20 protein-coding genes and 1 pseudogene are annotated in these 26,477 nt (G+C 41.7%); 12 read left to right on the forward strand and 9 right to left on the reverse strand.

Annotated elements, in window-relative coordinates; genetic code table 11:
• Positions 1-39: 39 nt before the first annotated feature.
• Complete coding sequence (locus tag ACYRY3_RS34200; protein WP_460206116.1) at positions 40-708, reverse strand: response regulator transcription factor; 669 nt, start codon at positions 706-708, stop codon at positions 40-42.
• Between the two features lie 56 nt (positions 709-764).
• Positions 765-2,015: a sensor histidine kinase gene (locus ACYRY3_RS34205; protein ID WP_460206117.1), complete on the reverse strand. Its 1,251-nt coding sequence runs from the start codon at positions 2,013-2,015 to the stop codon at positions 765-767.
• Positions 2,016-2,367: 352 nt separating this feature from the next.
• On the opposite strand from ACYRY3_RS34205, the gene ACYRY3_RS34210 reads away from it, so the two are divergent.
• Genes ACYRY3_RS34210 through ACYRY3_RS34220 form a run of 3 tightly spaced genes read left to right on the forward strand, consistent with a single transcriptional unit; the run spans position 2,368 to position 5,776 of the window.
• Positions 2,368-3,816: an efflux RND transporter periplasmic adaptor subunit gene (locus tag ACYRY3_RS34210; RefSeq protein ID WP_460206118.1), complete on the forward strand. Its 1,449-nt coding sequence runs from the start codon at positions 2,368-2,370 to the stop codon at positions 3,814-3,816.
• Between the two features lie 12 nt (positions 3,817-3,828).
• The gene (locus ACYRY3_RS34215; RefSeq protein WP_460206119.1) at positions 3,829-5,088 is read left to right on the forward strand and encodes an ABC transporter permease; all 1,260 of its coding nucleotides are present in this window, start codon (positions 3,829-3,831) and stop codon (positions 5,086-5,088) included.
• A 1-nt stretch (position 5,089) separates the two neighbouring features.
• Positions 5,090-5,776, forward strand: a complete 687-nt coding sequence (locus tag ACYRY3_RS34220) for an ABC transporter ATP-binding protein (RefSeq protein ID WP_460206120.1) — start codon at positions 5,090-5,092, stop codon at positions 5,774-5,776.
• A gap of 409 nt (positions 5,777-6,185) precedes the next feature.
• On the opposite strand, the gene ACYRY3_RS34225 is transcribed toward ACYRY3_RS34220, so the two are convergent.
• Positions 6,186-6,332, reverse strand: a complete 147-nt coding sequence (locus tag ACYRY3_RS34225; protein WP_460206121.1) for a DUF302 domain-containing protein — start codon at positions 6,330-6,332, stop codon at positions 6,186-6,188.
• Positions 6,333-6,839: 507 nt separating this feature from the next.
• On the opposite strand from ACYRY3_RS34225, the gene ACYRY3_RS34230 reads away from it, so the two are divergent.
• The 6 genes from ACYRY3_RS34230 to ACYRY3_RS34255 all read left to right on the forward strand — a co-directional run bounded on the left by ACYRY3_RS34230 (position 6,840) and on the right by ACYRY3_RS34255 (position 13,581).
• Positions 6,840-7,220, forward strand: a complete 381-nt coding sequence (locus ACYRY3_RS34230; protein ID WP_460206122.1) for a hypothetical protein — start codon at positions 6,840-6,842, stop codon at positions 7,218-7,220.
• Positions 7,221-7,365: 145 nt separating this feature from the next.
• A complete protein-coding gene (locus tag ACYRY3_RS34235) occupies positions 7,366-8,991 on the forward strand; it encodes a GMC oxidoreductase (RefSeq protein ID WP_460206123.1) in 1,626 nt (541 codons plus the stop codon).
• A 48-nt stretch (positions 8,992-9,039) separates the two neighbouring features.
• On the forward strand, positions 9,040-9,900 hold the full coding sequence (locus tag ACYRY3_RS34240) for a hypothetical protein (RefSeq protein ID WP_460206124.1): 861 nt from the start codon (positions 9,040-9,042) through the stop codon (positions 9,898-9,900).
• A gap of 804 nt (positions 9,901-10,704) precedes the next feature.
• Positions 10,705-10,944 (forward strand): DUF7219 family protein, encoded by a 240-nt coding sequence (locus ACYRY3_RS34245; protein ID WP_460206125.1) that lies wholly within the window; start codon positions 10,705-10,707, stop codon positions 10,942-10,944.
• Between the two features lie 873 nt (positions 10,945-11,817).
• Positions 11,818-13,086 carry an EndoU domain-containing protein gene (locus tag ACYRY3_RS34250; RefSeq protein ID WP_460206126.1) on the forward strand — a complete coding sequence of 423 codons (1,269 nt, stop codon included), beginning with the start codon at positions 11,818-11,820 and terminating at the stop codon, positions 13,084-13,086.
• 165 nt (positions 13,087-13,251) lie between these two features.
• A complete protein-coding gene (locus ACYRY3_RS34255; protein WP_460206127.1) occupies positions 13,252-13,581 on the forward strand; it encodes a hypothetical protein in 330 nt (109 codons plus the stop codon).
• A gap of 146 nt (positions 13,582-13,727) precedes the next feature.
• On the opposite strand, the pseudogene ACYRY3_RS34260 reads toward ACYRY3_RS34255, so the two are convergent.
• The 6 genes and pseudogenes from ACYRY3_RS34260 to ACYRY3_RS34285 all read right to left on the reverse strand — a co-directional run.
• A pseudogene (locus ACYRY3_RS34260) lies at positions 13,728-14,165 on the reverse strand (IS1634 family transposase); the annotation flags it as partial.
• A 180-nt stretch (positions 14,166-14,345) separates the two neighbouring features.
• Positions 14,346-15,341, reverse strand: a complete 996-nt coding sequence (locus ACYRY3_RS34265; protein ID WP_460206128.1) for a hypothetical protein — start codon at positions 15,339-15,341, stop codon at positions 14,346-14,348.
• 422 nt (positions 15,342-15,763) lie between these two features.
• On the reverse strand, positions 15,764-17,431 hold the full coding sequence (locus tag ACYRY3_RS34270) for a hypothetical protein (RefSeq protein WP_460206129.1): 1,668 nt from the start codon (positions 17,429-17,431) through the stop codon (positions 15,764-15,766).
• A 561-nt stretch (positions 17,432-17,992) separates the two neighbouring features.
• The gene (locus tag ACYRY3_RS34275) at positions 17,993-19,390 is read right to left on the reverse strand and encodes an ATP-grasp domain-containing protein (protein WP_460206130.1); all 1,398 of its coding nucleotides are present in this window, start codon (positions 19,388-19,390) and stop codon (positions 17,993-17,995) included.
• Between the two features lie 266 nt (positions 19,391-19,656).
• Positions 19,657-20,493 carry an O-methyltransferase gene (locus ACYRY3_RS34280; RefSeq protein WP_460206131.1) on the reverse strand — a complete coding sequence of 279 codons (837 nt, stop codon included), beginning with the start codon at positions 20,491-20,493 and terminating at the stop codon, positions 19,657-19,659.
• Positions 20,493-21,728: a sedoheptulose 7-phosphate cyclase gene (locus ACYRY3_RS34285; protein WP_460206132.1), complete on the reverse strand. Its 1,236-nt coding sequence runs from the start codon at positions 21,726-21,728 to the stop codon at positions 20,493-20,495. The genes ACYRY3_RS34280 and ACYRY3_RS34285 overlap by 1 nt, the downstream gene beginning before the upstream one ends.
• A gap of 754 nt (positions 21,729-22,482) precedes the next feature.
• Between ACYRY3_RS34285 and ACYRY3_RS34290 the strand changes: the two genes are divergently transcribed.
• From ACYRY3_RS34290 to ACYRY3_RS34300, 3 genes are all read left to right on the forward strand, one after another.
• Entirely contained in the window at positions 22,483-23,961 is a 1,479-nt protein-coding gene (locus ACYRY3_RS34290) for an aromatic ring-hydroxylating dioxygenase subunit alpha (protein WP_460206133.1), read from the forward strand.
• A gap of 19 nt (positions 23,962-23,980) precedes the next feature.
• On the forward strand, positions 23,981-24,520 hold the full coding sequence (locus ACYRY3_RS34295; RefSeq protein WP_460206134.1) for a GAF domain-containing protein: 540 nt from the start codon (positions 23,981-23,983) through the stop codon (positions 24,518-24,520).
• 302 nt (positions 24,521-24,822) lie between these two features.
• Positions 24,823-26,313: a C1q-like domain-containing protein gene (locus ACYRY3_RS34300; protein ID WP_460206136.1), complete on the forward strand. Its 1,491-nt coding sequence runs from the start codon at positions 24,823-24,825 to the stop codon at positions 26,311-26,313.
• The last annotated feature ends 164 nt before the right edge of the window (positions 26,314-26,477 follow it).

Consider the following 26,477-nt stretch of genomic DNA (forward strand, 5'->3'; position numbering starts at 1 on the left):
TGCTAAAGTGAATTTGTTTATTAGTGTTCAGAAGCGATATTATATTTCTAACTGCGGTAAAAACGTACTTGCGAATAAAGCAGCTTGAGTGCGATCGCGCAAATTGAGTTGACTCAAAATACTTGTCACGTGATTTCTCACAGTCCGTTCGGAAATATAAAGTTCATGAGCAATTTCACGGTTGCTATACCCCATTGCAATTAAGCGCAACACCTCTTTTTCTCTAGGAGAAAGTTTCGTGATTTCTGCTGGAACAGCTGACGGTACGGTTACCGTTTCTTGAGGGAAAGCAAACGCTTTTTCAAACAGTCCCGGTCCCATGTGGGTATAACCTTGATAAACGACACGAATAGCTGTTGCTAACTCATCAAGCGGTGTATGCTTCAAAACATAACCTCTTGCCCCATAACGCATTGCTTGCGTTACATATTCATCGTCATCAAATGTTGTCAGCACCAAAACTCTAACTTCTGGAAAACGTTGGGAAAAAATCTGAGTTGCTGCCACACCATCCATCACGGGCATTCTCACATCCATCAGCACAACATCAGGCTGCATCGACGTTCCGTACAGTGCTACCATAGCGTCAACCGCACGTTGACCATTCTCAGCATCTCCTACCACTTGCAAATCGGGTTTTGATTCCAGCAAGCTTTTAAGACCCTGACGAATAATCACTTGGTCGTCTACTAGTAACAGACGAATCATTGGCAGATAGAAGCAGGCTTACGTAAATAATTATACCAACATCTGCGATGCTAATTTCAAATGCGTGCTGCAGTTTCGGAAGTTATCACAGCAGAATTGATTGTGGGAATGATGACTTGAATTCGACATCCCTTTCCTGGTAGGCTGAAGATATGGAAAGTTCCACCCAATGCCGCAGATCGTTCTCGCATACCCTGAAGCCCAAACCCAGTGGTATTTTGTTCTGGATTAAAGCCTCTGCCATTATCTTCTACAAGCAAGTTTAGCTGTCCGGCTTGGGACTGTAGTTGAACGGTTACCTGGGTTGCTGCACTGTGTTTTGATATATTGGTGAGTGCTTCTTGTAAGATGCGATAGATAGTAATACTTATTTCAGGGGTTAAAGGAGATGTCAGATTAATTTTCCAATCTGGGGTAAGATTGTTTGTGTTGCGGAAGTCTTGAATGAGATGGCTAACTGCGTTTTCTAGGGTTCTACCCCGTAAAGGATCGGCTCGAAGTGTTGCGACTGAACGAGAAACTTCTTGCAGGGCTTGGTAAGCTAGCTGTTTCGCTTCTTTGACAAACTCTATTGCTCTATCCACATTTGACGGCAATAACAATAAAGCATTTTCTAATTGAATGGTTTGTGCTGTTAAGGCGTGTCCTAAAGAATCGTGAATTTCGCGGGCAATGCGGTTTCGCTCTTGTAAGGTTGCTTGGTTTTCAATTCGTAAAGCATATTGGCGGAGTTGTTCGTGAGCGATTGCCAGTTCTTGTCGGCTTTTACGTTCTGACAAAACAGCATTTACTAACATCAATACAAATGCTAAAGTAAGTGCAAAAGTAATAGCATTATTGAGTATTAAGCTGGCTGTGTTAGTGGCAATTTGTTCTGCTATTGGTTTTGGTTGTCCAACAAGAATTCTTAGGAATATAATCGATCTACTTCTTAAGATGATTATGTAAAGGTATGATATGTAAACGAAACCGGCTACAATCAAACGACCCGATATCTTAAACATTTGGCAACTGCGAATAAGCGCAATTAAACCAAGCATGGGAATAAAGCGAATATGATGATTGAGGAATGCTGGTAGGGCAACAATCCCTAATTCTACAGCTGTATAAATGACTTTGTAACTGAGCCTTTTGGTTGGAAGTTTCAAACCCATCACCCCAAAAAAGGCAATACTCACGATAGTTAACCAAGGGGAAGCCTTTAATGGATAGATTGGCGGCAGCAGGAGCGCAGTTAAGGTACTCATGCCCAATAGCAGCCATTCCAGGTATAGCAGTAAGCGCAGGGGAGGGAGTGAGCGTGACATGAGGATAATACAATAATCGACACTGCTGATTCTTAAAGTAGTTTAGTCTGCGATCGCATACCAGGGCTTGATGACTCATTATTGTCCGTAAGAACCATGACAAAAGTCACAAAGCTGTAGTTACTTTTTTCCCAATATTTTTGGGAGTTTTGCTCCATGCGATCTATAAGGTTACCCCCCTACCATAATCAATGAACAGTCATCAGTTATCAGTTATCACGTGTCAGCGGTCACTGTTCACTGGTCCCTGTTCACTGATAAAGTGTCTCATGCTCCATCTCCCTGGTCCCAAGCAAATGAGGGCTTGGGAGTTTCTTAAATTAATTGTTAGAGTACAGGATATTGTTACAGGATGACAGAAGTGAAGGAAGCATCTGGTTTGGAAAGCAACGTGCAGCCCTGGAAAGAAGCTGATTCTGTCAAGGGTGGCGTAAAAATCAGAATACCAAAATGGTTGGTAGGATTCCTGATTTTAGGTCTTCTCATTGGAGGAGGCTATTTGGGGGTACGCCAAATAATGATGACACAGCGTCAGGAATCCCAGCGTCGCATACAATCTGCACCTGTTGAACGAACAAATCTTCCTGTCACGATTTCAGCTAACGGCACTATAAAGCCAGAGCGAGCGATTAACGTCAGCCCGAAAACTTCAGGTGTTCTCAAGGAACTCCTTGTGAAGGAGGGCGAACGCGTTCAGCAAGGACAAATCATCGCCTATATGGACGACTCCAACCTGCGAGGACAACTCACCCAAGCAAAGGGGGAATTGGCAAACGCTCAGGCAAACCTGCGGCTGGTGTTGGCAGGTAACCGCAATGAAGATATTGCCAAAGCCCAAGCTGATGTCAACAGGAACGAAGCTCTACTTCTCCAGGCACAATCCCGGCTGGACTTGGCATCATCTCGGGTTCGGCGGTTGCAGGGTCCGGTGTCAGAAGGAGCAGTTGCTCGCGATTCCTTGGACGAAGCTTTAACTGAAGAACGGAATGCTAAAGATAATTTGGAACAGGTAAAAGCTAGCATTGCTGTGGCAAGACAAGAATTTGCCAAGCAGAGAAACGGCTCACGACCGGAAGAAATTGAACAGGCAAAAGCCCAAGTGCTAGCGGCTCAGGGACGTTTGCAGACAATACAAGAACAAATCAACGATACAGTTATTCGCGCTCCCTTTACGGGAGTGGTTACGCGTAAGTTTGCCGACCCCGGTGCCTTTGTTGCCCCCACCACAGCAGGAAGTGATGTTTCTTCGGCAACTTCTTCTTCTATTCTGTCACTCGCGTCTCGAAATGAAGTGACGGCAAAAGTTGCTGAAACCAATATTTCCCAAATCAAATTAGGACAATCGGTTAGTATTCAGGCAGATGCGTATCCGGAAAAAACTTTTACGGGAAAGGTTACCCAAATTGCTGCTCAATCTACCGTAGACCAAAATGTGACAAATTTTGAAGTCAAAACCTCCGTTTCCGACCCGCAAAATCTACTCCGGGCAGGGATGAACGCAAACGTAGATTTTAAGGTGGGGCTGTTAGATAACGCGTTAGTCATTCCTACAGTTGCGATCGTGCGGCAAGAAAATTCCAGTGGAGTCATGGTGTTATCAGGGGAAGGTGACAGAAAAAGACCAAAATTCCGACCAATTACCACTGGGGTCACAGTGGGTAATAAAACTGTAGTTCGCTCTGGGGTGCGTGAGGGCGAGCAAGTCTTGCTGAGTTTTCCCCCAGGAGCACGTCCTCAAGGGATGACTCCTAGGATGATGCCTTTCGGCGGCGGACCTGGCGGCTCAAGGCGTATGCGCTAGGAGGGGATTCCAATGGCAAAATCTATTCGACCAACTAAAGTTTCGATAGTTGAAATTCTATCAATGGCATTAGAAGCCCTTTGGAGCAATCGCCTCCGCACGGGGCTCACCATGATGGGAGTGATTATTGGTATCACCTCTGTCATTGCCGTTACTTCAGTGGGGCAGGGTATCCAGAAAGCAACGGAACTCCAGATTCAATCCCTGGGTTCTAATGTCATGCTAGTTCTGGCAGGATTTGCTCGTTCTGGGGGTATCAGTCAGGGTGTCGGTACGGCATCAACTCTCACCTGGGAGGATGCACAGGCGATCGCGCAACAAGTAACCGCTGCTCAATCTGTCACAGCTTACCTACAGCGAGGAGTGCAAGTGGTTTATGAAGGACAGAATATTTCCAGCACGGTTCTAGGTACCGATTTAAATTATCCAGAAGTGAGAAACGTCTACCCTCAAGAAGGGCAGTACTTTACTCAGGAAGATTTAGATAGCGCCAAACCTGTTGTTGTCCTGGGTAGTAAGGTACGGGACGATTTGTTTGGTATTGGGGGATCAGCGATTGGTGCAAGTATTCGCATTCAGGGGGGACGCTACACAGTTATTGGGGTGATGGAGTCGAAGGGTGCATCGGGTGCTCAAAACCTGGACGATCAGATGTACATTCCACTAACAAATATGTCTGCTCGAATCGTTGGTAATAATGCTCTTAACGGCACTGCTATTAACGGTGTATGGGTGAAAACTCAAGGTGAGGCGCAGTTGGATGCTGCTCAGTTCCAAGTGACGAACTTGCTTCGCATCCGTCATAATATCTACCCACCTCAACCAGATGACTTTCGCATTATCAATCAGGTTGACATCATTAATACTTTTACTAGTGTTGTGGGACTGTTCACTGTTCTCGTGGGAGCAATAGCTGGTATTTCCCTGGTCGTTGGGGGCATTGGTATCGCTAACATTATGCTAGTTTCAGTGGTGGAACGAACTCGGGAAATTGGCATCCGCAAAGCGGTAGGAGCAACTAAGAGTGCTATTCTAAGCCAGTTTCTGACTGAAGCAGTGGCAGTTGCTATTGTCGGTGGAGCAATTGGTATTGGTTTTGGCATTTGCCTGACCTTTGCAGCTGCTAACGTGTTTAAATTTCCGTTTATTGTGTCCTTCTGGGCAATTGTCGCTGGATTTGGAGTCTCCTTTGTCACTGGACTGCTGGCAGGGGTGATTCCAGCCCGTAACGCTGCTCGACTCGATCCAATTAATGCTTTGCGGAGTGATTAATATGGCAACGATGATTTGGATGGAAGGCATTACCAAAACCTACCGTTTGGGTGAGACTGAGATGCCAATTCTCAAAGGGATTGACCTAACTATAGAAGAAGGTGAATATGTTGCCATCATGGGGATGTCCGGTTCAGGTAAGTCTACCCTCATGAACATTATGGGTTGTTTGGATCGTTCCACCAGTGGGTACTATGTTTTAGAGGGTCAGAATTTAACGACGCTCAACGATGACGAGTTAGCATTTATCCGCAATCAGCGCATTGGCTTTGTGTTTCAGCAATTTAATTTGCTGCCTCGCGCTACGGCTGTGGAAAATGTGATGCTGCCTATGGTATATGCGGGTGTTCCGAAACATCAACGGCAGAAGCGGGCGATCGCAGCTTTGACAAGAGTTGGGCTAGCAGAAAGATTATACAACCGCCCCAATCAACTTTCTGGCGGACAGCAGCAAAGAGTCGCTATTGCCCGTGCCTTAGTGAATCGTCCTGCTTTAGTGCTTGCGGACGAACCAACAGGAGCCTTAGACAGCCAAACTTCTCAAGAAGTGATGGATTTATTGAGTGAATTAAATCGTCAAGGTATCACAATTGTGATTGTCACCCACGAACCTGATGTTGCAGCACAAACTCAAAGAGTCATTCACGTTAAGGATGGATTGATTGTTTCACCTGTTGGCAAAGCTTAGTTTAATCCTAAAGTTCCTACTTAGTAGTTAGGCTTTAATAAAACTATCTTTGTTAAGAAATACAAAAGATAGCTAGTACTTTGGCTATATTTGTGTATTGAGACGGCTTGGGGTTGGATGGAAAAATGATACTGTTTGGGTGTGTGGCTACACTAATGCGTTTCGGCATTGGTTATGTTTACACTCTCTGGTTTTATCGTAAGCGATTACGCAAACTTGATGTTATTGAGCAACGAATCTATTATCCTTGAATTTGTCATCTTCCAGAAGCCCTCAGTTAACCTAACAATACTCAACTAGCCCATTGCGCTGCTGTAGTTGCCAGTTCTTCAAGCTTTCGATCGAGCATTTGGGCAACTGCGGAAATTTTCTCGTTTTGGAATTGGTTCAGAAGAGACGATGGTTTGTCCTAGGTGATTTGAGTCCTTCCCTTTTGATCCTCGTATACAAAGAGTCGCAGGGGGACATAAAGCCCGACCCCTAAATTCTGTTCGAGCATTTGTTTGGCGATTAAGGGATTTCCAATCACATAGAGCTTAGCCTTGACGATACTCATGACTTGACTAACGCCCAAGCTTTTAAACTACCGCGTGTACGCGGTAGTTAGTTAGCACCGAGATGGCTGCCTTCGGTACGCCCCTGTAATTAGTTTGTTGTCGGGTTGGCTCCCAACGCGAATGTCAGTAGTTTTCGGTCTACTGACGTCGTCTAGTCGCCTAAAGATTGACTTTATAAATGGTCTCTAAGACAAAACACGAATGGGGGAGCATACCCGCACTATATAGTTCTGCATTGCAGTGATATCCAGTATGTAACAGAAAGTACATGAACCGTTGTTAGAAAATTTATCTTTTTTCTAGTGTTTTGTATCCAATATATATTATGATAATCATCATATAAAAAACATAACGATAATGCAAGCGCACAAAGTTGTTGTGAGGAATATAACCTTTGATCTTTTTGGTGACCCGAGCAAGGTTCTCCGAATCTCGAAAGCACCTATCCCAAATCCGGGTTCAAAAGAAATCCGCATCAAGCTTGTAAAGCGACTGATTCATTCGGCGTGTATCTCGGTATAGGTTTACCCTCTCTAAGGGGAAGATTTACTTACGATGCAACTACAGGTTTGGTTAGACTAGATTACAATCCGGTAGACGAGAAATTTTTAAAAGCTGCGGAATTTGCTTACAGATTAATTGATAGAAAAAACGCTACTTCGACAAGGCAATCAGAAACAAATATCGCTTTAGGTAGTATTCCGCGATGCAAAAACAAAATTACAGCTGAAGTAAGTGATACTATTACTGCTCCTCCTTTAGGAGGAGCAGTAATAGGAAAAGCTTGCGATCTCTATGGTCGAGTTATCGGCTATATGTTGTTGATGGTTCTATTATTCCCTGCTCTACCGCTTGCAAAAATCCCTCTTTCACCATTGCAGCTTTAGCAGAACGTTGTATGGAACGGATTCTTGCAGAAGATATTGCATAACTCATCAACTGAAAACTGTTTTCAAAAAGTTTTTGCAACAGAACCTTGTCACTACTTAATTTCAAGTGATTCGAATCACTATTTAGTAAGGAGTAAAATCTATGTTTCGTAGGTCTTATGGACGGCGACGTTTTCTTCAAAGTTCTGCTGTATTTTCTGGTAGTCTAATGGCTTCAGTATTCAATAATCGCATTACTAGAGCCAATGATGAGCCTGGAAAAGATGAGTTTGTAAAAGCTATTATTATTGGTAGTGGTTTTGGTGGTGCTGTTGCAGCTTTGCGTTTAGGACAAGCTGGTATTAATACAGTACTGCTAGAACGCGGTCGTCGTTGGCCTATTACACCTGCCCAAAATACTTTTGCTACTTTCCAAAATCCTGACGGCCGATCCGCTTGGCTGAGTCCAACGACTTATGATGGAGTTCCTGTAGATATATTTACAGGAGTTTTAGAGCGTAAAGATGAAAATGGAATTTCTGTTTTATGTGGTGCTGGAGTTGGAGGAAGCTCTTTAGTTTACAATGCGATTACTTATCAGCCCGTTCGTGAAGTATTTTACAGGGCTTGGCCTAACTCGCCGATTAACTACGATGAGTTGGATCAAGTTTACTATCCTCGCGTTCGTTCAATGTTAAAAGCATCGCCACTTCCCGAAGATATTCTAGCTACGGATTATTATGCGTCAGCACGGTTAGTTCTTCAGCAAGCGGCTACTGCAGGAATACCCAGCCGTTTGGTAGATATAGCTGTTGATTGGGATATAGTGCGCCAAGAAATAGCTGGAACTAAAGTTGCTTCTGCTATTAATGGTGAACATTGGTATGGCATCAATAGTGGAGCTAAAAACAGCCTAGATCGTAACTATTTAACTCAAGCAGAGCAGACTGGATTGGTGGAAATTCTCCCTCTACATATAGCAACAGCAATTACTGAAGTCCCCGACCAAGGGTATCGTGTTTCATACAACCAGATTAATGAAATTGGAGAAACGATTGCTAGTAAAACTCTTACCTGCCGTTATTTATTTTTGGCAGCTGGTTCTATGGGAACTTCTGCACTTTTGGTCAAAGCTAAAGCGACGGGCACATTGCCTAGACTAAATGACCAAATCGGCAAAAGTTGGGGCACTAATGGAGACACTTTTGCCGATCGTTCAGGTTTACCCGTCTTGAATAGTCAGAAAGGAGGTCCAGCAACTACCGTTGTTGAACACCTAGATAACCCTCTCGGCCCAGTTATCCTAACGTTTGGTCCAGCACCAGGGACTTTGCCTGATGGAATCTTAAGATCTCTTGCTATGGGTATCCCTTCTGATACTGGAAATTTTGAATATGATGCAGCTACAAGTTCAGTTAAACTGTTTTGGCCTGCCGATACCCCAGGGAATAAAAGAGTCCAGGAAAGTGTACACTTCACCTGTAAAATCCTCGATAGAAAAAATACTACTTTCTCCTCTATGCCCCAGACGGAAGTCGGAGCGGGTATGTTATTAGTCAAGAATAAGTCTTCATCCCAAGTAGATGGTGGTCTAACTGCTCATCCCTTGGGAGGCGCAGTTCTTGGCAAAGCCTGCGACTCCTACGGGCGGATAATAGGATATCAGGGGCTTTATGTTGTCGATAGTGCACTTATTCCTGGCTCTACAGGATGTGTTAATCCTTCCTTGACCATCGCGGCTATAGCAGAACGCTGTATGGAACGGATTATTGCAGAGGATTTTTCGTAAGTTAATAAAGTTTTTTGTTCCTTCTATTCTCTCTACAAGGAGTTCAATATGCTGAAAAAATACTTAGGCAAGCAAGAAAGACTATTCATGTCTGTAATAGCAGCGACTTGTATTCCAGCCTATATAGGAAGCGCAACTCCACTCGCAAAAGCTGCTTTAATCACGCCAATAGATAATAATTCGATTGTTGCCTTTGATACTAATTCCTCAGATGGTGCTTTCCTCTGGCTTGTCGATGACGTGAATCACTTATTTCAGAGTTCATTATGGTATCGCCTGGGCTCAGAATCTAGAGAGAGATCTGTTAGTACTCTTAATTTGATTAACTTTAACCAGCCAACTAATAATCAGTTTGATGTCACATATGCTAGCACAGACTTTGAAATCACGCGTGCTTTCTTACTAGATGGAGGCTCAGAGGGCGGTGGCACATCCAGCCTGCTCGAAACTGTTACAATCACGAATACCAGTGCTAACCCGTTAGATTTTCATCTGTTTAATCACACCGACTTTGACCTAACTGAGACAAGTGACGATGACACTGTAGAAATTAGTAGCAATACGGTTAAGCAGTCAGATGCGTTTACCTCCGCTACGGAAGTTGTCACTCCACTACCAAGAAACTATGAAGTGAATAATTTTTTTAATATCTTAGACGCTCTAGAAGATGATGCTCCTACCACATTAACTAACTTGTCTAACTCCTTGGCCGAAGACGTTGCATATGCCTTCCAGTGGAATGAAACTCTTAATCCAAGTGAATCGTTTTCCGTTAAAATTAACAAATCCATTGCACCAGTTGCATCTGTTCCTGAACCATCAATAACACTAAGCCTCTTAGGTCTTATTAGTTTAATGATACTCTGGTGGTTGCGTATAGTGCTGAGAGGAGTACGTGAACTGGAGTAATCCAGAGTAATTCGGAGCAATTCTCGCAAATAACATCCGCGAACAAAAAAAGTGTGTAACTTATCTAGCACAGTCCAATAGTAAACTGTGGGTTCGCGCATTTATATGTACTTGAAAACATATAAATTACCAAAAAGCTTACAGAGCTTGAACTTCACGCTGTAAACATTGTCTACAAAGTTAGAAAAACTTATATAGTACTTAATTAGGACTCAATGCCTAAGTCTGGTTGCGCTTATTAATACGTTAAAGACTTGTACTGGATATGTAATGTCTAACGAAGTATATAACAAGCTTATACTACGTTGATTACATCAAATAGTGGACATTGTAAAGTACGTAAGTAAGTCGGTACGAAAAAACGTAACTGGTAAGGGTCGTCCTTAGTCATTTGTCATTTGTGAGTCCAGAGAAAGTCAGCGGGTTTTCCACGCCCTGGGGACTGGCCTATAGCCCTTGCGGGCATAGCCTGCGGCAACGCGGAGCGTCTCCGTAAGGAGATACCCGGAGGGTCATTTGTAAGGGTTTCAGCTGCGTTTACATTTTGTAATGTATTTCTGTTGATTCACACTGACTTACTTATAAGCGCATGAACCCACATATTTTAACAATCTTTTTAGAATGCTGTCTGCAAGGCATTTTACTGCTGTATATTAAACAATCGTAATTTTTAGTACAACACAAGAGGCTGATTTTAGAGTGGGGAGTTTATGTTACCTGTAAATTTGGGCATTCTAAATAATACTCAGAGGCACCAAAAGCCACTTTGGTGCTGTTTTTAATAATATACAGGGAGTAGCAAGTATGAAAAGTGATTTTATTTATCCTCACAGATCCTATCATGGTGTACCAACTCCAGAAAACCTCAAGTTTGACGATATGTTGCAAAATTTTACACAACGTGTTGATTACATTGTGGGATTGGAAACCAACGGCAAAGTTCCAACAATTGAAGCTTTTGAACGAATTCAATCTTTGTGGGAACAATTGGAGAGATCTAAAAAGGAACTGGGAATTGGAAAACCCGGTTCGACTAATGACTAGTAGAAAAACAATTAGAGAAGCGACTGCATGCTGTGTAGGGAAACTATACTAATTCACAGTGTTCTTCCTATCAAAAGGAAAGCGGGAGAAAGTCCGCACTCTTCTAGTTCAAAAACAAAATTAGACAATCGCCCCCTGATGGTTCAACACCAATAGGGGGCTTCTTGTTACTTGGGTTGACGGAAGATTTTTTAACAGTCATACCATTTCATGAAAAAGATGATACTTATTGTTAGTGTAGACACGCGCTGTTTGAAGCGTCTCTACTTATTATGATTGACGTGAAACAGTATTACAATAAATCCGGTTTATAAACCCCTTTCTTATGAAACCGCAAAGACGAGCCAGTGCGTTGGACGGGTTCCCCGGCTTGTTCGCGTAGCGTCTTTGCAAGGAGAACCACCTGGCGTCGCAAAGAGCGCGTATAGCCCTAGCGGGAATAGCCTACGGCAAGAGCCCAAAGGGCATAGCCTATCGGCAACGCGAAGCGCCTCGAAGAGAAGACAAAAAAGATAAAGGGGGTAGCTAACCCAGATTTGATATCACAACAATTTTTTCTCTATTTAAACAGGTTATTAGTTAACAAATAGTTAATATTTAGTTAAATTTGCAAAAAAAATCTTTTGCAATACATAATGTTGTTATAGTTAAATGTTTCCTTAATGAAGCATTTGCTAAAATTTAACTTTTTATATTATTTACAATAGTAGTGCATCGTTGGTATCGTATCAACTTGGAGTATCCAGCGGTTCAAAACTGATTTTTTGCTCTTAATTGATTGATTTAGAAATGAATTAAACGTAATTAATCCAGTCTTAAACTGTCACGTGTTATTTCAAGTAGTTCCCAATCAACTATCTAACCCTGTTAAGTATGTTCAAGTTATCTTTACCTTTCAAGATTGCAGGAGGAGCAGCCTTACTCTTGGTCTTCTTTTCCTCTAAGGCGAATAGCGCCACAATTTCAGAGGGATTTGAGACGGGTACGAAAGGAAGTTATGCAGCAGGTGATGTCAACCTCAGTACAGGTCTTTGGAATTTGAATGACGCCCTGATTGGCAATCTTTCAACAGATGCCAGGAATGGATCGCAATCTGCCCGTATTCGCAATAACGGTAGGGTGACGATGAAATTCGATCGCACCACAGGGGCTGGTACAATTACGATCCAACACGCTAAGTTTGGTTCTGATGCCAGTACAACTTGGGAAGTGTGGTGTTCGACCAACAGTGGCTCTTCATGGACACAAATAGGTTCAACAATTACGTCAAGCTCTACAACACTGCAAACAGCCACTTTTACACCGAATATTTCTGGCACAGTTCGTTGTGAAGTCCGCAAGACTGATGGAACTTCAAATAGAACGAACATTGATGATATTACCATCACCGATTACGGTTCTTCTGCTCCTCCTTCCCTACCTTCCGGTTCCGTACCGTTCTTTGACAATATCAACAATCCCGTATCTGGTCTGGCATACGGTAGCCCAGCTGATGTTACACCTCCAGCCCCAGCCCTTAACAGCTTTGACACAGCAGTCGTGGATCTTTGTGGAGCACCGGGAACAACTGTTTCTCGCAATAGCTTCCAATCTATGATGCAGAACAATGCTACTGTCCTAGCAAATATTAAGGCTTCTGTAGGAGGATTTCTGGTTCTAGGTCGCACTTCCGACGCCCAGTTCTTAGAAGACTTAACTAATGTCTGGTTTAATGCAGAGGGCTTTGAGCACATCTTCTGCGGGGAACCTGTTCAAGGTGGTTCCATAGGCGGGCTGCACTTTGTTGGTCGCTATGTAGAGCTTCAGGACAAAGGCTTAGCGGGACGGCTAGACAATAATGCATCCAGAGAAGAGGTTATTCCTGAGACAGTTTACACTATGGGTGTTGTGATGAAAGTAGGCACTGGTACTGCTCAGTCCAGTATCAAGGGCTATCCCTACACTCTTAATGCTGAAGAGATTCTGTCAAAAGCAACTTTAGGTTACAAGAACAATCCCAATACCAGTTCTACCAACCAAGCTTGCCACCTGAGTGTCACTGATGAAGGTAAATCTTTTACAGCCGTATTTGTCAGAAGGGATGGAGGTATCCGCACCTTCTATCCTGATGCGACTCCTGGTAGCAACCCCAACTGTAACTAGTAAGCTAATGACTGTATATCTTGCAGCTTTTTTGATGAAGACTGTTATTTGTCCTTTGTCGTTTATGTTGCCAAGAACTGCATTTTGCAGGTAAATGAAGTACATGGGTAGGGGCGTAAGGCATTACGCCCTTACAACTATTTACTATATATTTTGTAGCTTCCTATGTTTGAATGCCAAGTGGAACTTCTTTCCCTTCTGGAAGAGGATGGAGAAACAATTTATTTTTTGGTAGGACAGTACAGTTTTGACCCTGAACTAAACATTGGTGAAGAAGTTTGGATTAACTGTGAAGTAGGAGGTGAACTATATTACCTCAAAACTAAAGTAATAGAACGCAGGAAGGAAATTTATCCCAAGGGTTCTCATTCACGAAAAAAAGATGAAAGTCTTTTTTTGCTAAGAATTTTTGTTGAAGCCGAAGATAGGGAGAAATTGCTGGCAATTCAAGATTTTTTAGAGCGTGTTTGTGAATTTACAACTAGAGGTGAATAGATATCTCTCTTCTCATATCTTGCACCACCGTTTCCCAAGCGAAAATAATAGGCCCAAAAGCTTATTTTTACGTAGGGTGGGCACCGCCCACCACCCCTTTATTGAGAAGGTGCAAGATGTCAGTCTTCATATATAGCGCTTCTCACTTGAATCACATACAGCGAAATCATATCATCATTACTAAGAGACTTTTCATCCAAAACATTTGTTCCCAGCATAAAACGTTCAGCACTTGTATAAGCTGCTTTAATGGCTTTTATCTTCTCGCATCATGTGGTATTTACTTGATAAGCAATGTCTTTCTTATTCTTTGATTGCTTCTCTAAGCAATTAATGTTTTCAATTTGATGATATTTTAATTGTTTATTTAAGCTATTTACAAATTTAACAGCCTCTTCCTGTGACTTAAAGTTTGCTGATAGCAGTTTTTTGAGCTTATCTAATGCGCTAATTTTTGACTTAAATATCCTTTTTTCTAATTGCTGTAAATCAGATTCTTTTCTTTCCGTACTTTCTATAACTAACCATCTCTGTTCAACTCCACCATAATTACTTTTTCTTACTGCATAATAATATCCAGGTAATATGCCCTGGACTAACTTTTTCTTGTGCCTCTTGACCGACTAAACTAATGAACTTGTGACATTTAGGGTGCGGAATGTGGGTTTAATGATGTCTAAAGAAGAATTCGATCGGCAAATGGAAATTTGGAGGGAGCTTATAGAGTAATAATAAGAGCTATTTAATCCATGAATTACTGGGAATTAAGCCAAATAGCTTTCAGCTAGCATCATAAAGTTCACATTTTTCAATTGAATATAGCTATCCATGAAAGTCGCACCCTCCTCTAGTAAGTCCGACTTACTAGGTCGATAGCTAGGAAGCCAGAAACTACTGCGAATACTTGGATTGCTGAATCGCTCATGCTTACGTTCTAAAGTTTTTTGAAGTAAGTGTTCATAGACAAACTGTTTACGCACACTTCTGCGTTTAATGTCTTCAATATTGTTGCGATCGCACAAGTATTCAAAAGTTAGATATTTGATATCGATCGCATCAAAAAATTCTTCATATTGATTAAAGACTTGTTGAATAAAGTTATCAAATTGGTTCTTTATATCTTTACTGCCATTCCGATCAATACAGTAATATCGAAGAAGTGAGTGGGTAAAAACATTACCTGTAGGATCGTTATAGCGGAGACCAAAAATTATACCTAAAGGCTGAAGAATTTCTTGGTTAAATTTATTCCAATCTGTAATATGTTTTTCTAGTGCTAGATAAAAGATGTGATTAAAGTAGCACATCTTATGAAGGTAGTCGGAATCAAACTGTTCAGAAATTTTCCAGAATGAGTAGAAGTTGTTGGGTAAACGAGCATCAATGATTAATCTTCCTCGTTTATCTTTTTGATATAATTTTTGTAACTTTTCAATAGCATGGTCAAACGATTGACCAATATAGCCAACTTTTGGTTCTTCAATATCAATACCAGTGATGATGGTTTGATATCCATAATCATTCCATTTAGTGTAAGAAGACACAGTATAAGTCTTTTCGGCTTGGATTTGACTGTCAACAGACGCTAGTACGATCGCATCAGGAATCAATTGAGAACCATTTATCTGTAATGCGTTGGATAGGTTAATGACTTTAGCGGATGATTCGGCTCTTTCCAATGTTCGAGAATGTAGATACCGAGCATCCAAATACAGTAGTAAAGAGGGGTTAGTTACTCGTACCAAATGGGTTAGACACATTGATTCCCAAACACTATGAAAATTCTTAATCCCCCAAATCTCACCGTCTTCAGCCTGATGCCAGTTCCCGTAAAGAAATAGCTCAATCGCTTCGTAATACTGCCAGTAGTCACCTCACGGCAACTACCAATTTTTGTGGGCTTTTATTGCTGAATCAAGGGTTTTAATTTAATCCTAAGTTATAAAATAACATCAATTTTTCTTGGTGCAAGATATAAGTTTATCTAACAGGGCATCCTGAGAATTTGTATTAGCGATAACCAATCGCCTTGCCAAAAAAGTTGACAGTTTCATCCAGCAAGCGGGTTTCATTTAATTGAAAGCTGCCAAAAATGCTGCACGATCGCTCCAACATCATAATATGATTGTCCGTTAGTGTTGAGGTTCTTTTACAGCCCTTGCAGCTTTTTTGATGAAGACCGTTATTTGTACGACTTGACACATTCTGCCTGGAGTACAATCAATATCTCAGTCTCTGCTACAGAACAACGCTTGATTGTGCTGACTAAAGCTGGGGTAATTCCCTGCTCTAGTTTGGCTAAAATATCTTCTGCTGTGAGCCGCCACTGCGTCAACCAAGGATTCGTGTTGATATATTCAGGTGTAAATGCTGTACGCTCCAGCATGAAAAAATCTACGCCATACTTCTGAATAAAATCTTGAACTTCTGCCAAGTCTGGAGTGTACTGAGCGCGAATAAGATCGCTCGCTCGTTGGCTCATTTGATGGTTATAGTTGACGTGGTAAGGAACTGCATATTCCCAGCCAACTAAGATAGAGCGCTGGGAGAATGTTGGCAGGTTATCTGCTTCGGGTGACAGGGAGGCAATAAGAATATCTTTAGGTTGTTCCCGAAAAAACTCATACACTACTGGTGCTTTACCTACGACGTAATTGCTATTTGGGAAATGTGACAATAACAGGGGATAAAAGACGAGAATAGATCCTAATAAAACTGTTGACCCCAAGGCTAAAATCTGTCGTCTTTCTGGAAATTGAGTTTTCTGCTTGCAAAAGCGAAAAACTGCATCCAACATCACTGCGATCGCTATTGAGGCAGCCAGAATAATGACAAACTTGATTGTATACCGGGTGTAGCGGGCGGGAGCGAAGAGTTTGTAAAGCGTGAAATGGGCAGCAAAAAACATCCCCAAGGATACCAGTGCAATCTTTGGTAAAAGTTTAATGTTGCTGGTAATTTGTTTAACTAAGGGAAAGCGTTTGGGATAGCGCAGCAGTATCGGTAATAATAACCCAATTGAAGATAGTGGGTGTTCTAAGATATTTGGCAGAAGACCGCTGTGCTGTCCTAATAGCCAAAACTGAAAGGGATTATCATCAAAAAAAGGTATGCGTCCTGTTTCAGCAAATTCTGGCAATGCTTGAACTGCATTTGCTGTGACTACAAAGCCATACTTAGTAGAACTCAATACATAAGGTAGCATCATAATCAAGGCAAGCCCTAACCCAGCAACGGCTAACACATAATCTTGGCGATTCCGGGATAGACGGGGGAGCTTTTCTTGCCAGTGCCATACATTCAAGATTAAGATTCCGGCTAAGAGAAATAACAACGGCGGGTAAAACAATCCAGAAAGAGCGATCGCCCCCAAACATGGAAGTGTATTTCGTCGCAGCAAATAGTACACAAACGCTAGGAACAGTAGATAAATAAAAGCTCTGGGTGTAGCAGAGACTAAATCATCTCTCATTAACAAATTTTGATTGAACAACAGCGTGGTAATGAATCCTACGACTGGGACTGGCAATATCTGCATACAAACAGCAAAACAATAGCCTGTTGTCAGCACAAGCAACAAGGCTGGAAGGAATTTACTTGCGTCCAGAGGATTGATACCTACAAATGCTATGAGTCGATAAAGAGCAGCATACCCAAATGGTGTTACAGATTTAAAATAGTCGGCAGTCAAATCATTTGGCAGCAAGTCTGGCTCTAAAAATTTTTGCATCCAAGATACATACACCCGTGCATCGTCTTGTACTACATAAGCGCTACTAAATGCCTGCTTTAGCCCTAAAAGACTGTAAATCATTGCCAAAGTCAAACTTAAACTGAACCAAAATATCATCTGAGATTTAAGCCTTTTGGTAGATAAAAAGAATTGCAGGTGTGCGATCGACATAAGTACAGTAAGAAAATCCTAGTTATTTATTTGCTGATGTTCTTATACAGAATATCGCGGCTAAATCTCCAGGATTCACCCTATATGTAAAAACTAAGAAACTTCTAAGGAATTGATAAGAAATTATTAGCAAAGCCCTTTCAAGGCAAAGTTTTACAAATGCACAAAAACGTCTATTTGTACAGTATGCAAGCCCTAAAATTCTAAATTTTCCCAGATGGTACTTGCTAGGTTGAATTAATTCACAGCATTTTAACGAGAAGTGAAAATACTTGCTTTTTACTTTTATGAAGCAAAATTCCTGAATATTGGTAAAGGGGAAGTAGGGGCAACCTCCTCCATCTAAAATACAACTATAGGATTATTATTTGATTTTTGAAATACACGTAGGGGAGCCACCCTCGTGCGCGGGTCAATGACCAATGACAAATGACCAATGACCAATGACCAATGACAAATGACCAATGACCAATGACCAATGACAAATGACCAATGACCAATGACAATTCAATCCCCACCAAATTCAACAAGTTTCCCGATATTAAAATCTATCCTCTTCCAGCCTCTAAGTTGCCGTAGGTTATTTAACAGTAATAAAGGGATCTGCCAGTGATGTACCATTAAAAACGGCAATGGGTCATGCAACTTGTAGATAGCATCAGTTCCTCTGAAGATGTTTCTTATCCAAGTTTGGAGTTGAGCAAAAGAACGAATTCCAGTCAACCGCCAAACTTCGTGATACAACCAATATGTGGGCTTGCTACTTGGAAGGGGCTGTAAAGGTTCGGCTAGAGGTTCTGTCTCTAAATAAGCATCGCTCACTTGAGGATGGTTGTAAAACATCGTAATTGCCGAATGTGTTCGGGGGTTACACTCAATAGCGTAAACCTTACCGTCATCGGCTTGAATGAAGTCAAAGGAAACTTGTCCGGTGATTCCCAGTTCCTTAACAAAATGTCTCACCCATTGTTGAATTTCAGGATGTTCGACATTCTCATAATTAACTTGAAAGGCAGAAGAATCCGAACAACAGTGCAGCCGCAACTCTCCATTCCTCACTGTACTGTGGGTGCAGAATTCTTTACCAGGAATAAACTCTTGCAGAATCCAGGGCTTTTCTGGGCTAATTGGCAAACTCCTTACAAATGCTTCTGTTTCTTCAGGTGTATCACAAGGAAGCTTGGTCAAATCCAGGCGGCGCACTGAGTCGTAGGGGATACTTTTAAGAATATACTTGTGAGTTTCTTTAGAAAAGTCGAAATTCAGAACTTGCTCTGGGTTTGTAATTTTAAATGATTTTGGTACCGATAAACCAAAAGCCCTCGCTGTCTCGCTAAAAGCGAATTTATCATCCAGCATTTTAGTTACATCGGCATCAAAGTGAAAAACCTCACAGTACTGTGACAGAGCAGGTTTGGCAACAGAGTCGTAGTAACTTCCTACAGGGCTGGTGACAGGAACATAAACATCAATGTTTTCTCGCTTAACAATATCCAGTAAAGCTTGAATATACCCCTCTGGGTCGTGTTGCGGATTGGGAGTGGTGTAGAAGCAAGAAACTGCATTAGAAAATCGGTGTCCCGATAACCAATACTTGTGGATTTCGATGAGAACAACTCTGTGTCCCGCAGCATGAAATGAACGCGCAAGTTGTAACGCTTTTGTCATTTTGCCACCGCCAATCAGGATATTTTTGCGATGTGCAGTTGCAGGTTGTTCTTGACTAAAAAGACGGATGAAGGAACCCCAAATCAAAGAGAGAAACACAAGAACTGCGTTAACAGGTAACACTAACAATAGTAATGTTAGAGTGCCTAAGTTCTGGAAGATGGCGAGAAAACGCTTTTTAACAGAAATGGGCGATGTTGCAGGTTTTGCGGATGAAAAGGAAATGGATTGTGTCATGATAAGTAAGTCGGTAAGAAAAAACGTAACTGGTAAGGGTCGTCCTCAGTCATTTGTCATTGGTCATTTGTAAGGGTTTTAGATGCATTTACATTTTGTAACGTATTTCTGTTTATTCACACCGACTTACTTAATTTGTTATCGGTTAGTGGTTAGTGGTTATTGTTTGATAGTGCTTACCACTAACGACTAACCACTAACTACTAACAACTCACTACTAACGACGAACGACTAACTACTAACCACTACCTACTAACAACAGATTGTTATGGTAATCGTCGGATGATGGTTAACCCATCTCGCAATGGCAACAGTACTTGTTCCACGCGTGGGTCAGCAGCGACGGTGCGGTTAAATTGGTCGATCGCTTCACCATTGGGAGTACGATGTTCGGATGGGAGATAGACTTGTCCTTGAAGTAAAGTGTTGTCTACGCAGATAAAGCCCCCAGGAACTAGCAAATTTGTATCCAATAGGGTTTGAAAGTACTTTACGTATTCTTTTTTATCTGCATCTACGAACACAAAATCAAATGTTTCTCCCGCATCTGCTAACCTTTGCAGTGTCTCTAGTGCCGCACCCACTTCTACACGAATTTTTGACCCGTGGGGAGATGCTTGGAAAGCAGTTTTTCCAAACTCTGCGGTGTAAGGATCGACTTCACAAGCAACTAATATGCCATCAGCAGGTAGTGCTTCTGCCATTGCTAAGGCAGAATAGCCAGTGAACATACCGATTTCCAGTATCTTCTTGGCTTTGGTCATGTACACAAACATCTTAAGAGTTTGTCCTTCCACATGACCGGACAGCATTTCCTGTTCTAGTTCCCGCACGGTGGTGCCTTCATGGAACCGTTGACGCCAAGCTTCAAAAGCAGTTTTCTTCGCTAATGTTGCTAACGCAGGCGACTCACTCGTGGTGCATTCTTCTAGGTAGGGATCTAAACCTGCTGCCAAACGCCATGCCAAATCAAGGTTTGCCGCTTGCTGGTTGGGTATTTGCCGATCCAAGGTTTGTAAAATGGTTTCTAGCTGTTTGGCTAAAATCCCTAAGGGGGTGACAGGTCTGGCAATTGGTTTTTCTGCAACTTCAGGCTGAGACATTAAATTTCACTCCCAACAGCTTCTGGCTTGTAAGCGTCTGGATACACTTCTACTCCATCACCACCACGGGGATAAGTTTGGCACAGAAGTTTGTGTTCTGATATGCCAGCCGCCAGTTCCTCGCGAGTTAGGTCGTTCATGAAGAAGCAGGTGCCTATCGGTCTGGGCATTGCAGCCCTTAGCAAACCGTCTCTTGTTAAGATAATAGATTGAGTTGCATGCCACATCAGTTCTTCGTCCATCAAGGGATGATCGAGGGCTAGTCCAAGGCGACTCATTAAACTGAGAATGCGATCGCGTTCTTCAGTTGTAATATAACCCCGTTGTGCTGCCATTGTTGCCGATAAAGCCATGTCAATGTTCACAGCATGACCGTGGAAGATGGGGATGCGGGGTGCAAGTTCCAGAGTAGGACTCCAAGTGTGACCGTAAGCGATAACGCGATCGAGGTCTAGTTCCTGTAAGTTTGGAACTTCCAACTCCAACATGGTCTTGATAGCTTCATAGGTTACTTTGTGCGCCACATCTTTAACTTCTGGCTTAGCATCAATGTAACCAAAGTGAGTCCGGAGCAATTCATCGCCGTACTCATCCAACAAATCAAAAACCTCTTTATTAGCAACCACAGCGATTTTTACGAGTTCCGCCATCCCATTGCGGACTTGTGCTGTAGGCAAAGTTTGCAGGAAGGAAAAATCAAGGAAAACTTTTTTGGAAGCGTGATATGCACCTAAGCGATTTTTCAGCTTTTTATGGTTAACAGCGACTTTAATAGCAACACTCGCATCAATCAAACCAATGAGAGTGGTGGGAATGCGAATGTAGTTGGAACTGCGACGGTAAGCTGAACAGGCAAAACCTGCAACGTCTGTAATTAACCCACCGCCTACAACCAACACAGGTTCTTTCCGAACCAACTTAAAGTCGGCAAAAGCGTCTATAATCTTCTCAAATGATTCTATATTCTTATTTGGCTCAGTAATGGTAATGGAAAAAACTGTGAGGTCAATGCCGTAATACTTGAAATACTGCTGAATTTGGCTGCCATATAGCCTATTCACATTTGTATCTACGATCGCCAGACAGCGTCCAAAATCTTTGTAGACCTCTGCTAACTCCGTATTTTTAATTGAGAACACCCCATCTACATAAATCAAGTCATACTCAATCTTCTCGTAAGCTTCTACATGAAAAGCGGTTTCAGTAGCTTCAAACTTTGTTTCTACGGTACTCATTCTTTTTGACCTTAAGTTGACAATATCCCCTAATTCCATTAGAGGACTCTTCACAAGACGAGGGAAACTCTGCACACTTGGGAAAGCCCAGGCTTCCTTTGAGCCAATGACCCAAAAGTTACCCGCAACGGATTTGGAAAACCCAGGTCACGCTGACCTCTTCCCCAAATTTGGCTTCGAGTTTGCTTGTGTGTTTTTGAACTGAATCTGCTGAGCCTGTTGCTGAGTCAAACTTGCTTACATTAGGTTATGGTCTGTCTGTTGCAGAAATCTCCCAAGGTAAGAACGGGGTTAATAGTGGTTGAGCAGCCAATATATCTTGACCTTTTTAAAAAATATCATATTTTCTACAATTAACTTAAAGATTTACTTATTTTTCTTTAGGCTTTACGTAATTTTTCTTTTTTGTTTCCAAACATAAGCATTATGGAAAAAGAAAAGTTAAATTTGTTACTTCTTTTAGATCGTTGGTACATTAGCCCCCTATTAGGAGTAAAAACAGTTTCTAGAAGTTATGCCAGTAAAAACTCCGTCTTTCCAAGAAACAGAAACTGGTTTGTGTGGGATGCCTGTACCAATTGACTGAAATTTACATAGTCAGCCATGCAATTTAATACATATCTATCCAAAGACATAGAACCAAAAAGACAGGAGATAACACTCGTCAATTGGCACAATAGTGATGGTGTTAGTGTGGAAATTGGACGGCGTCAATGAAAAATGCTTAGAATATCTTAACACATTGTTAACTATCATGAAGACCACTGAGATAACAATTCAAACGGCGGAAAAAAAGGTGTTGACAGACATTCATAACCCCGAAACATCAGCCATTGCAGAGGATGCCGAAATAGATCAAATTCCCGCAGGAGGTATTGACCCAGATCGATTCGACTGGAAAGAGGCTTGGTATCCAGTACATTACGTTCGAGACCTCGATAAGTCAAAGCCAACACCTTTGACGTTACTTGGCAGAAATATAGTTATTTGGTGGGATAAAAAAACAGAATCCTGGATTGTCTTCGAGGATAGATGCCCTCACCGTCTTGTACCTCTATCTGAAGGTAGAATTACAGAGGATGGATTGTTAGAATGCCCATATCACGGTTGGGTGTTCTCAGGCTCTGGCAAATGCGATCGCATACCACAACAAGTCGAGAGAAGAAAAGCAGAAAATTCTAAGAGAGCTTGTGCCATATCACTACCTGCGATCGCTCGACAGGGGCTTTTATTCGTCTACCCCGGTAATCCAAACAATGCGCCAAAAGTCCAAGTCCCCATTATTGAGGCATTAGACGAATCTCCCGATGAGTGGATCTGCTTGGATACCTTTCGAGACCTTCCATACGATGCTCTCACACTCTTGGAGAATGTGCTTGACACCAGTCATGTGTCCTACACACACCACCGTTCTGTAGGAAACAGAGCAAATGCCGGACCCGTGGAACTAGAAGTGGTTGAATCTGGAAGACAGGGTTTCAAAGGGTTATGGAAAGAAGGTCCCCGACGTGGAACCTTAGGACAGCAGGATACAACTTTTATCGCACCGGGTTTGATGTGGCACGATTTGACGTCAAAACAATTTGGCAGAACCTTAACCGTGGTCTATGCTACCCCCATTCGTAAAGGCGAGTGCCGAATCCTAGCCCGTTTTCCTTTTCAGTTTTCTTCTAAAATACCTGCTTTATTTATCAAGCTGACACCGCGCTGGTACTCTCATATTGGGCAAAACTCTGTCTTAGAAGATGACCAAATTTTCTTGCACCATCAGGAACGATATTTTGAAGAAGCTGGTGGTAGCCCTAACTTTGCTAAAGCATTCTACCTCCCAACTAAGGCAGATTACTTTATATCTAAGTTGCGCCAATGGGTAACATATTATAATGCTGAGACTTTTCCAGGAGAAACCTTATCGCCAGCTTTATCAAGAGAAAAGCTGCTAGATAGATATCATTCCCATACAGTGAAGTGCGCCAGTTGCTCTAAAGCACTCGCCAGTATTCAAAGGCTGAGGATGGGGATTGCGATCGCGACAGCAATCAGTTGGGCAGCTATACCGCTTCTAGTTTTCTTCCAAGGCAAAACAACATTATACGCAGCAGCTGTTTCAATAGCGTTTTTGGTATTGGGGGCGGCATGGTTGAGACTGGGCAAGCTAGAGAAGGAATTTTACCAGGGTCGGGATATACCTCCGCGCAACCTACCGGAAAAAAGAGGTCAGAAATCAAAGTAAACTTTTTTACATTAATTGTATGTTGAACTCAACTTTACCAAAAGCTATTCAAGATATCCTAGAAAAACACAGTGAACCAGATGCAGTCTTCACTGCTTTGCTTCCCGTACTTGGGGAAGTCTTGCAGTGCGATCGCTGTTTCCTCTACCTCAGGAATCCAAAAACTAAGCTTTGGAAAATTCCCTATTGCTGGCGGCGAAACCAAGAAATTCCAGATATGACAATACCAGATTGGGAAAGCGAACCAGCATCCCTCCCAGAAAAAGACCCTCTATTTGCCGCAGCCCTGCGAACAGACCCCTCTGTTTATGTAGAAGATGTAGAAACAGCCAGTCCAGAAGTGGTTAACCGAGAGTTTGAGCGCAAAAATTTGGGACATAGGGCGTTAATTCACTCACACTTAGTTTGGAACGGTGAGCTGTGGGGCATTTTGCAACCGTGCGTATTTGGTAGGAAACGAGAGTGGTCAGCCTTCGACCGCGCTGTCGTCACCGAACTAGAGAACAAACTAGCACCTTTAGCGGCTGCTTACATCAAAGAAACGAGCGTCGGCAAATAACCCAGCTATTGGGGTCGCCCGTAGCGACCCTGACCCTTGCCATCAGCGGTTTCAAGCACTAGAACTTAATATAAACTTTTAACACATATCGAATACTTTCATTAAAAGTGTCACCTAAATTTAAATAAAAGCCCCTACTAAAAAAATTCTATTTTTGATTTTTTATAGATAAATTTTAATATTTATTTATAACAGAAAATATTAAAATCAAAACCTTATATTAAGTATTTTCACGGTGTGCAACAGAAATTTTGCAAAGTAGTTTTGATACAGATGCTAAATAAAAATACAAGAAATTAAAGATGTCCTTTTTTGACGATATAAGTGACGGATTTAGTGATGCAATTAGTGGCATTAATGAAGTAATTGATGATATTGGAAATACATTTGATGGCATTGACAATATAACTGACGATATTGGTGACCTCTTTAGATATCCGATCGAAAAGATATTTTCTAGTGTTAGCAGCCTTTTTGATTTTCGCGTAGAAATTGATACTGATTTAAGAGATGATCTCGATCCCCTGATTGTAACACTCTTTGACAAACTGCAGCTCTTTCTTAAAGAGGTATCTTATACAGCTAGTGAGCTAATGTCTAAATCGAAAGAATTAGCGAGAGATTTGATTAACCAAGTTTTACAAGGTCTCTCTAAGTTAAGAGACGAAGTAGAGAAAATGGTTAATAATATTGTTATTAATGTGGGGGAAACAGTAAAGCAAATTATTCAGAAGATTGAGTATGACCTGGTTCAGCCCTTTTTTAAAGAAGTAGATCGACTTAGAAAAGCGCTAATTCAGGATATAAAAGACCTAATCGATCGAGCAGCTAATCGTGCCAATGAAATTCTTGATAAAACAGATTATCTTCTTACTGCCACAATCGATACTTTTAGAAACGATGCATTGAAATTTATAGAGATATTTCAGTGGCCTTGGGATAAAGATCCTTGTAAACATGAGCTTAATATAGAAGGAGTACCAGGACCACAACTAGCAACTGGTGAACTTTATGAACTTCTTAAGTGCCGTAGGTTCAAACGTTTTGACAACGAAAAAGAACTCAAAAGTCTTAAGGTTAGTGTTATACAAACCTTCTATGCCGATCTTCAAGATCAAGCGTGGCATTTAGCTTGTGCAGCAAGAGGGAATATTGCTGGAGCTTCCTCCGCTTTAAGAATTGAAGCTATTGAGGATTGGCTCGAATTTGGACAACTTCATTTATTATGGAATCAATTTAACGAGAATATGACAATACTAGACGCAATTAATCAGCAAATCCAGGAACTTGACAATAAAATTACTCAGTTTCAATCTAAATCATCTCAAATAGAGAGTTTAATTGCTAAGGTGAATAATCTGGAAAATAAGCAGCCTCAAATAATAGTTTTTAGTGTTAGTGGAAAAACACACATATCGGATGGAGATCCAGATGTTTTGCAATACCCAACAACTCATATAAACTTTGGTGAAGCTTGGCAGAACTCCTCATTATTCAAGATACCAGTAACCGGAATATATTTCTTTACTATTTCCTTTGTGAAGGATTCGCTTCTTGAAGGAGGAACAGAAGATGATGTATATATTATACTTCGGAAGAACTTATCTGAAGAAATTGGACGTGCTTGGAGTGGTGAGGCTGCCGGAAAGCGTGATAACGCTACGTATACAGTTTCATTGAAGCTTCAAAAAGGTGACATAATTGATACATTGGCTGCTAGCGACAGTACAATTAAACGACACATTCGTTCCTATCGGTTTACAGGCTACCTTATCGCTGAAATAGGAAACTAGAAAAACTAGGGGTTACTAGCTACTAACACACCACTTATACCCATCTCCTTAAACAAAAAGATTCTAGCCATTTAACTCATGATGGCCTATCTTAGACTTTTATGCAAATGGGATTAGTTGTTAAAGAGTATCTGACAGGCAGTCGCCCTATGGTTATTGGAAAC

The organism is Scytonema sp. NUACC21 (assembly GCF_054684315.1).

Coding starts and splice junctions, on each gene's coding strand:
- ACYRY3_RS34200 (WP_460206116.1), bottom strand. CDS start 708: ATGATTCGTCTGTTACTAGTAGACGACCAAGTGATTATTCGTCAGGGT.
- ACYRY3_RS34205 (WP_460206117.1), bottom strand. CDS start 2,015: ATGTCACGCTCACTCCCTCCCCTGCGCTTACTGCTATACCTGGAATGG.
- ACYRY3_RS34210 (WP_460206118.1), top strand. CDS start 2,368: ATGACAGAAGTGAAGGAAGCATCTGGTTTGGAAAGCAACGTGCAGCCC.
- ACYRY3_RS34215 (WP_460206119.1), top strand. CDS start 3,829: ATGGCAAAATCTATTCGACCAACTAAAGTTTCGATAGTTGAAATTCTA.
- ACYRY3_RS34220 (WP_460206120.1), top strand. CDS start 5,090: ATGGCAACGATGATTTGGATGGAAGGCATTACCAAAACCTACCGTTTG.
- ACYRY3_RS34225 (WP_460206121.1), bottom strand. CDS start 6,332: ATGAGTATCGTCAAGGCTAAGCTCTATGTGATTGGAAATCCCTTAATC.
- ACYRY3_RS34235 (WP_460206123.1), top strand. CDS start 7,366: ATGTTTCGTAGGTCTTATGGACGGCGACGTTTTCTTCAAAGTTCTGCT.
- ACYRY3_RS34240 (WP_460206124.1), top strand. CDS start 9,040: ATGCTGAAAAAATACTTAGGCAAGCAAGAAAGACTATTCATGTCTGTA.
- ACYRY3_RS34245 (WP_460206125.1), top strand. CDS start 10,705: ATGAAAAGTGATTTTATTTATCCTCACAGATCCTATCATGGTGTACCA.
- ACYRY3_RS34250 (WP_460206126.1), top strand. CDS start 11,818: ATGTTCAAGTTATCTTTACCTTTCAAGATTGCAGGAGGAGCAGCCTTA.
- ACYRY3_RS34255 (WP_460206127.1), top strand. CDS start 13,252: ATGTTTGAATGCCAAGTGGAACTTCTTTCCCTTCTGGAAGAGGATGGA.
- ACYRY3_RS34265 (WP_460206128.1), bottom strand. CDS start 15,341: ATGTGTCTAACCCATTTGGTACGAGTAACTAACCCCTCTTTACTACTG.
- ACYRY3_RS34270 (WP_460206129.1), bottom strand. CDS start 17,431: ATGATATTTTGGTTCAGTTTAAGTTTGACTTTGGCAATGATTTACAGT.
- ACYRY3_RS34275 (WP_460206130.1), bottom strand. CDS start 19,390: ATGACACAATCCATTTCCTTTTCATCCGCAAAACCTGCAACATCGCCC.
- ACYRY3_RS34280 (WP_460206131.1), bottom strand. CDS start 20,493: ATGTCTCAGCCTGAAGTTGCAGAAAAACCAATTGCCAGACCTGTCACC.
- ACYRY3_RS34285 (WP_460206132.1), bottom strand. CDS start 21,728: ATGAGTACCGTAGAAACAAAGTTTGAAGCTACTGAAACCGCTTTTCAT.
- ACYRY3_RS34290 (WP_460206133.1), top strand. CDS start 22,483: ATGAAGACCACTGAGATAACAATTCAAACGGCGGAAAAAAAGGTGTTG.
- ACYRY3_RS34295 (WP_460206134.1), top strand. CDS start 23,981: ATGTTGAACTCAACTTTACCAAAAGCTATTCAAGATATCCTAGAAAAA.
- ACYRY3_RS34300 (WP_460206136.1), top strand. CDS start 24,823: ATGTCCTTTTTTGACGATATAAGTGACGGATTTAGTGATGCAATTAGT.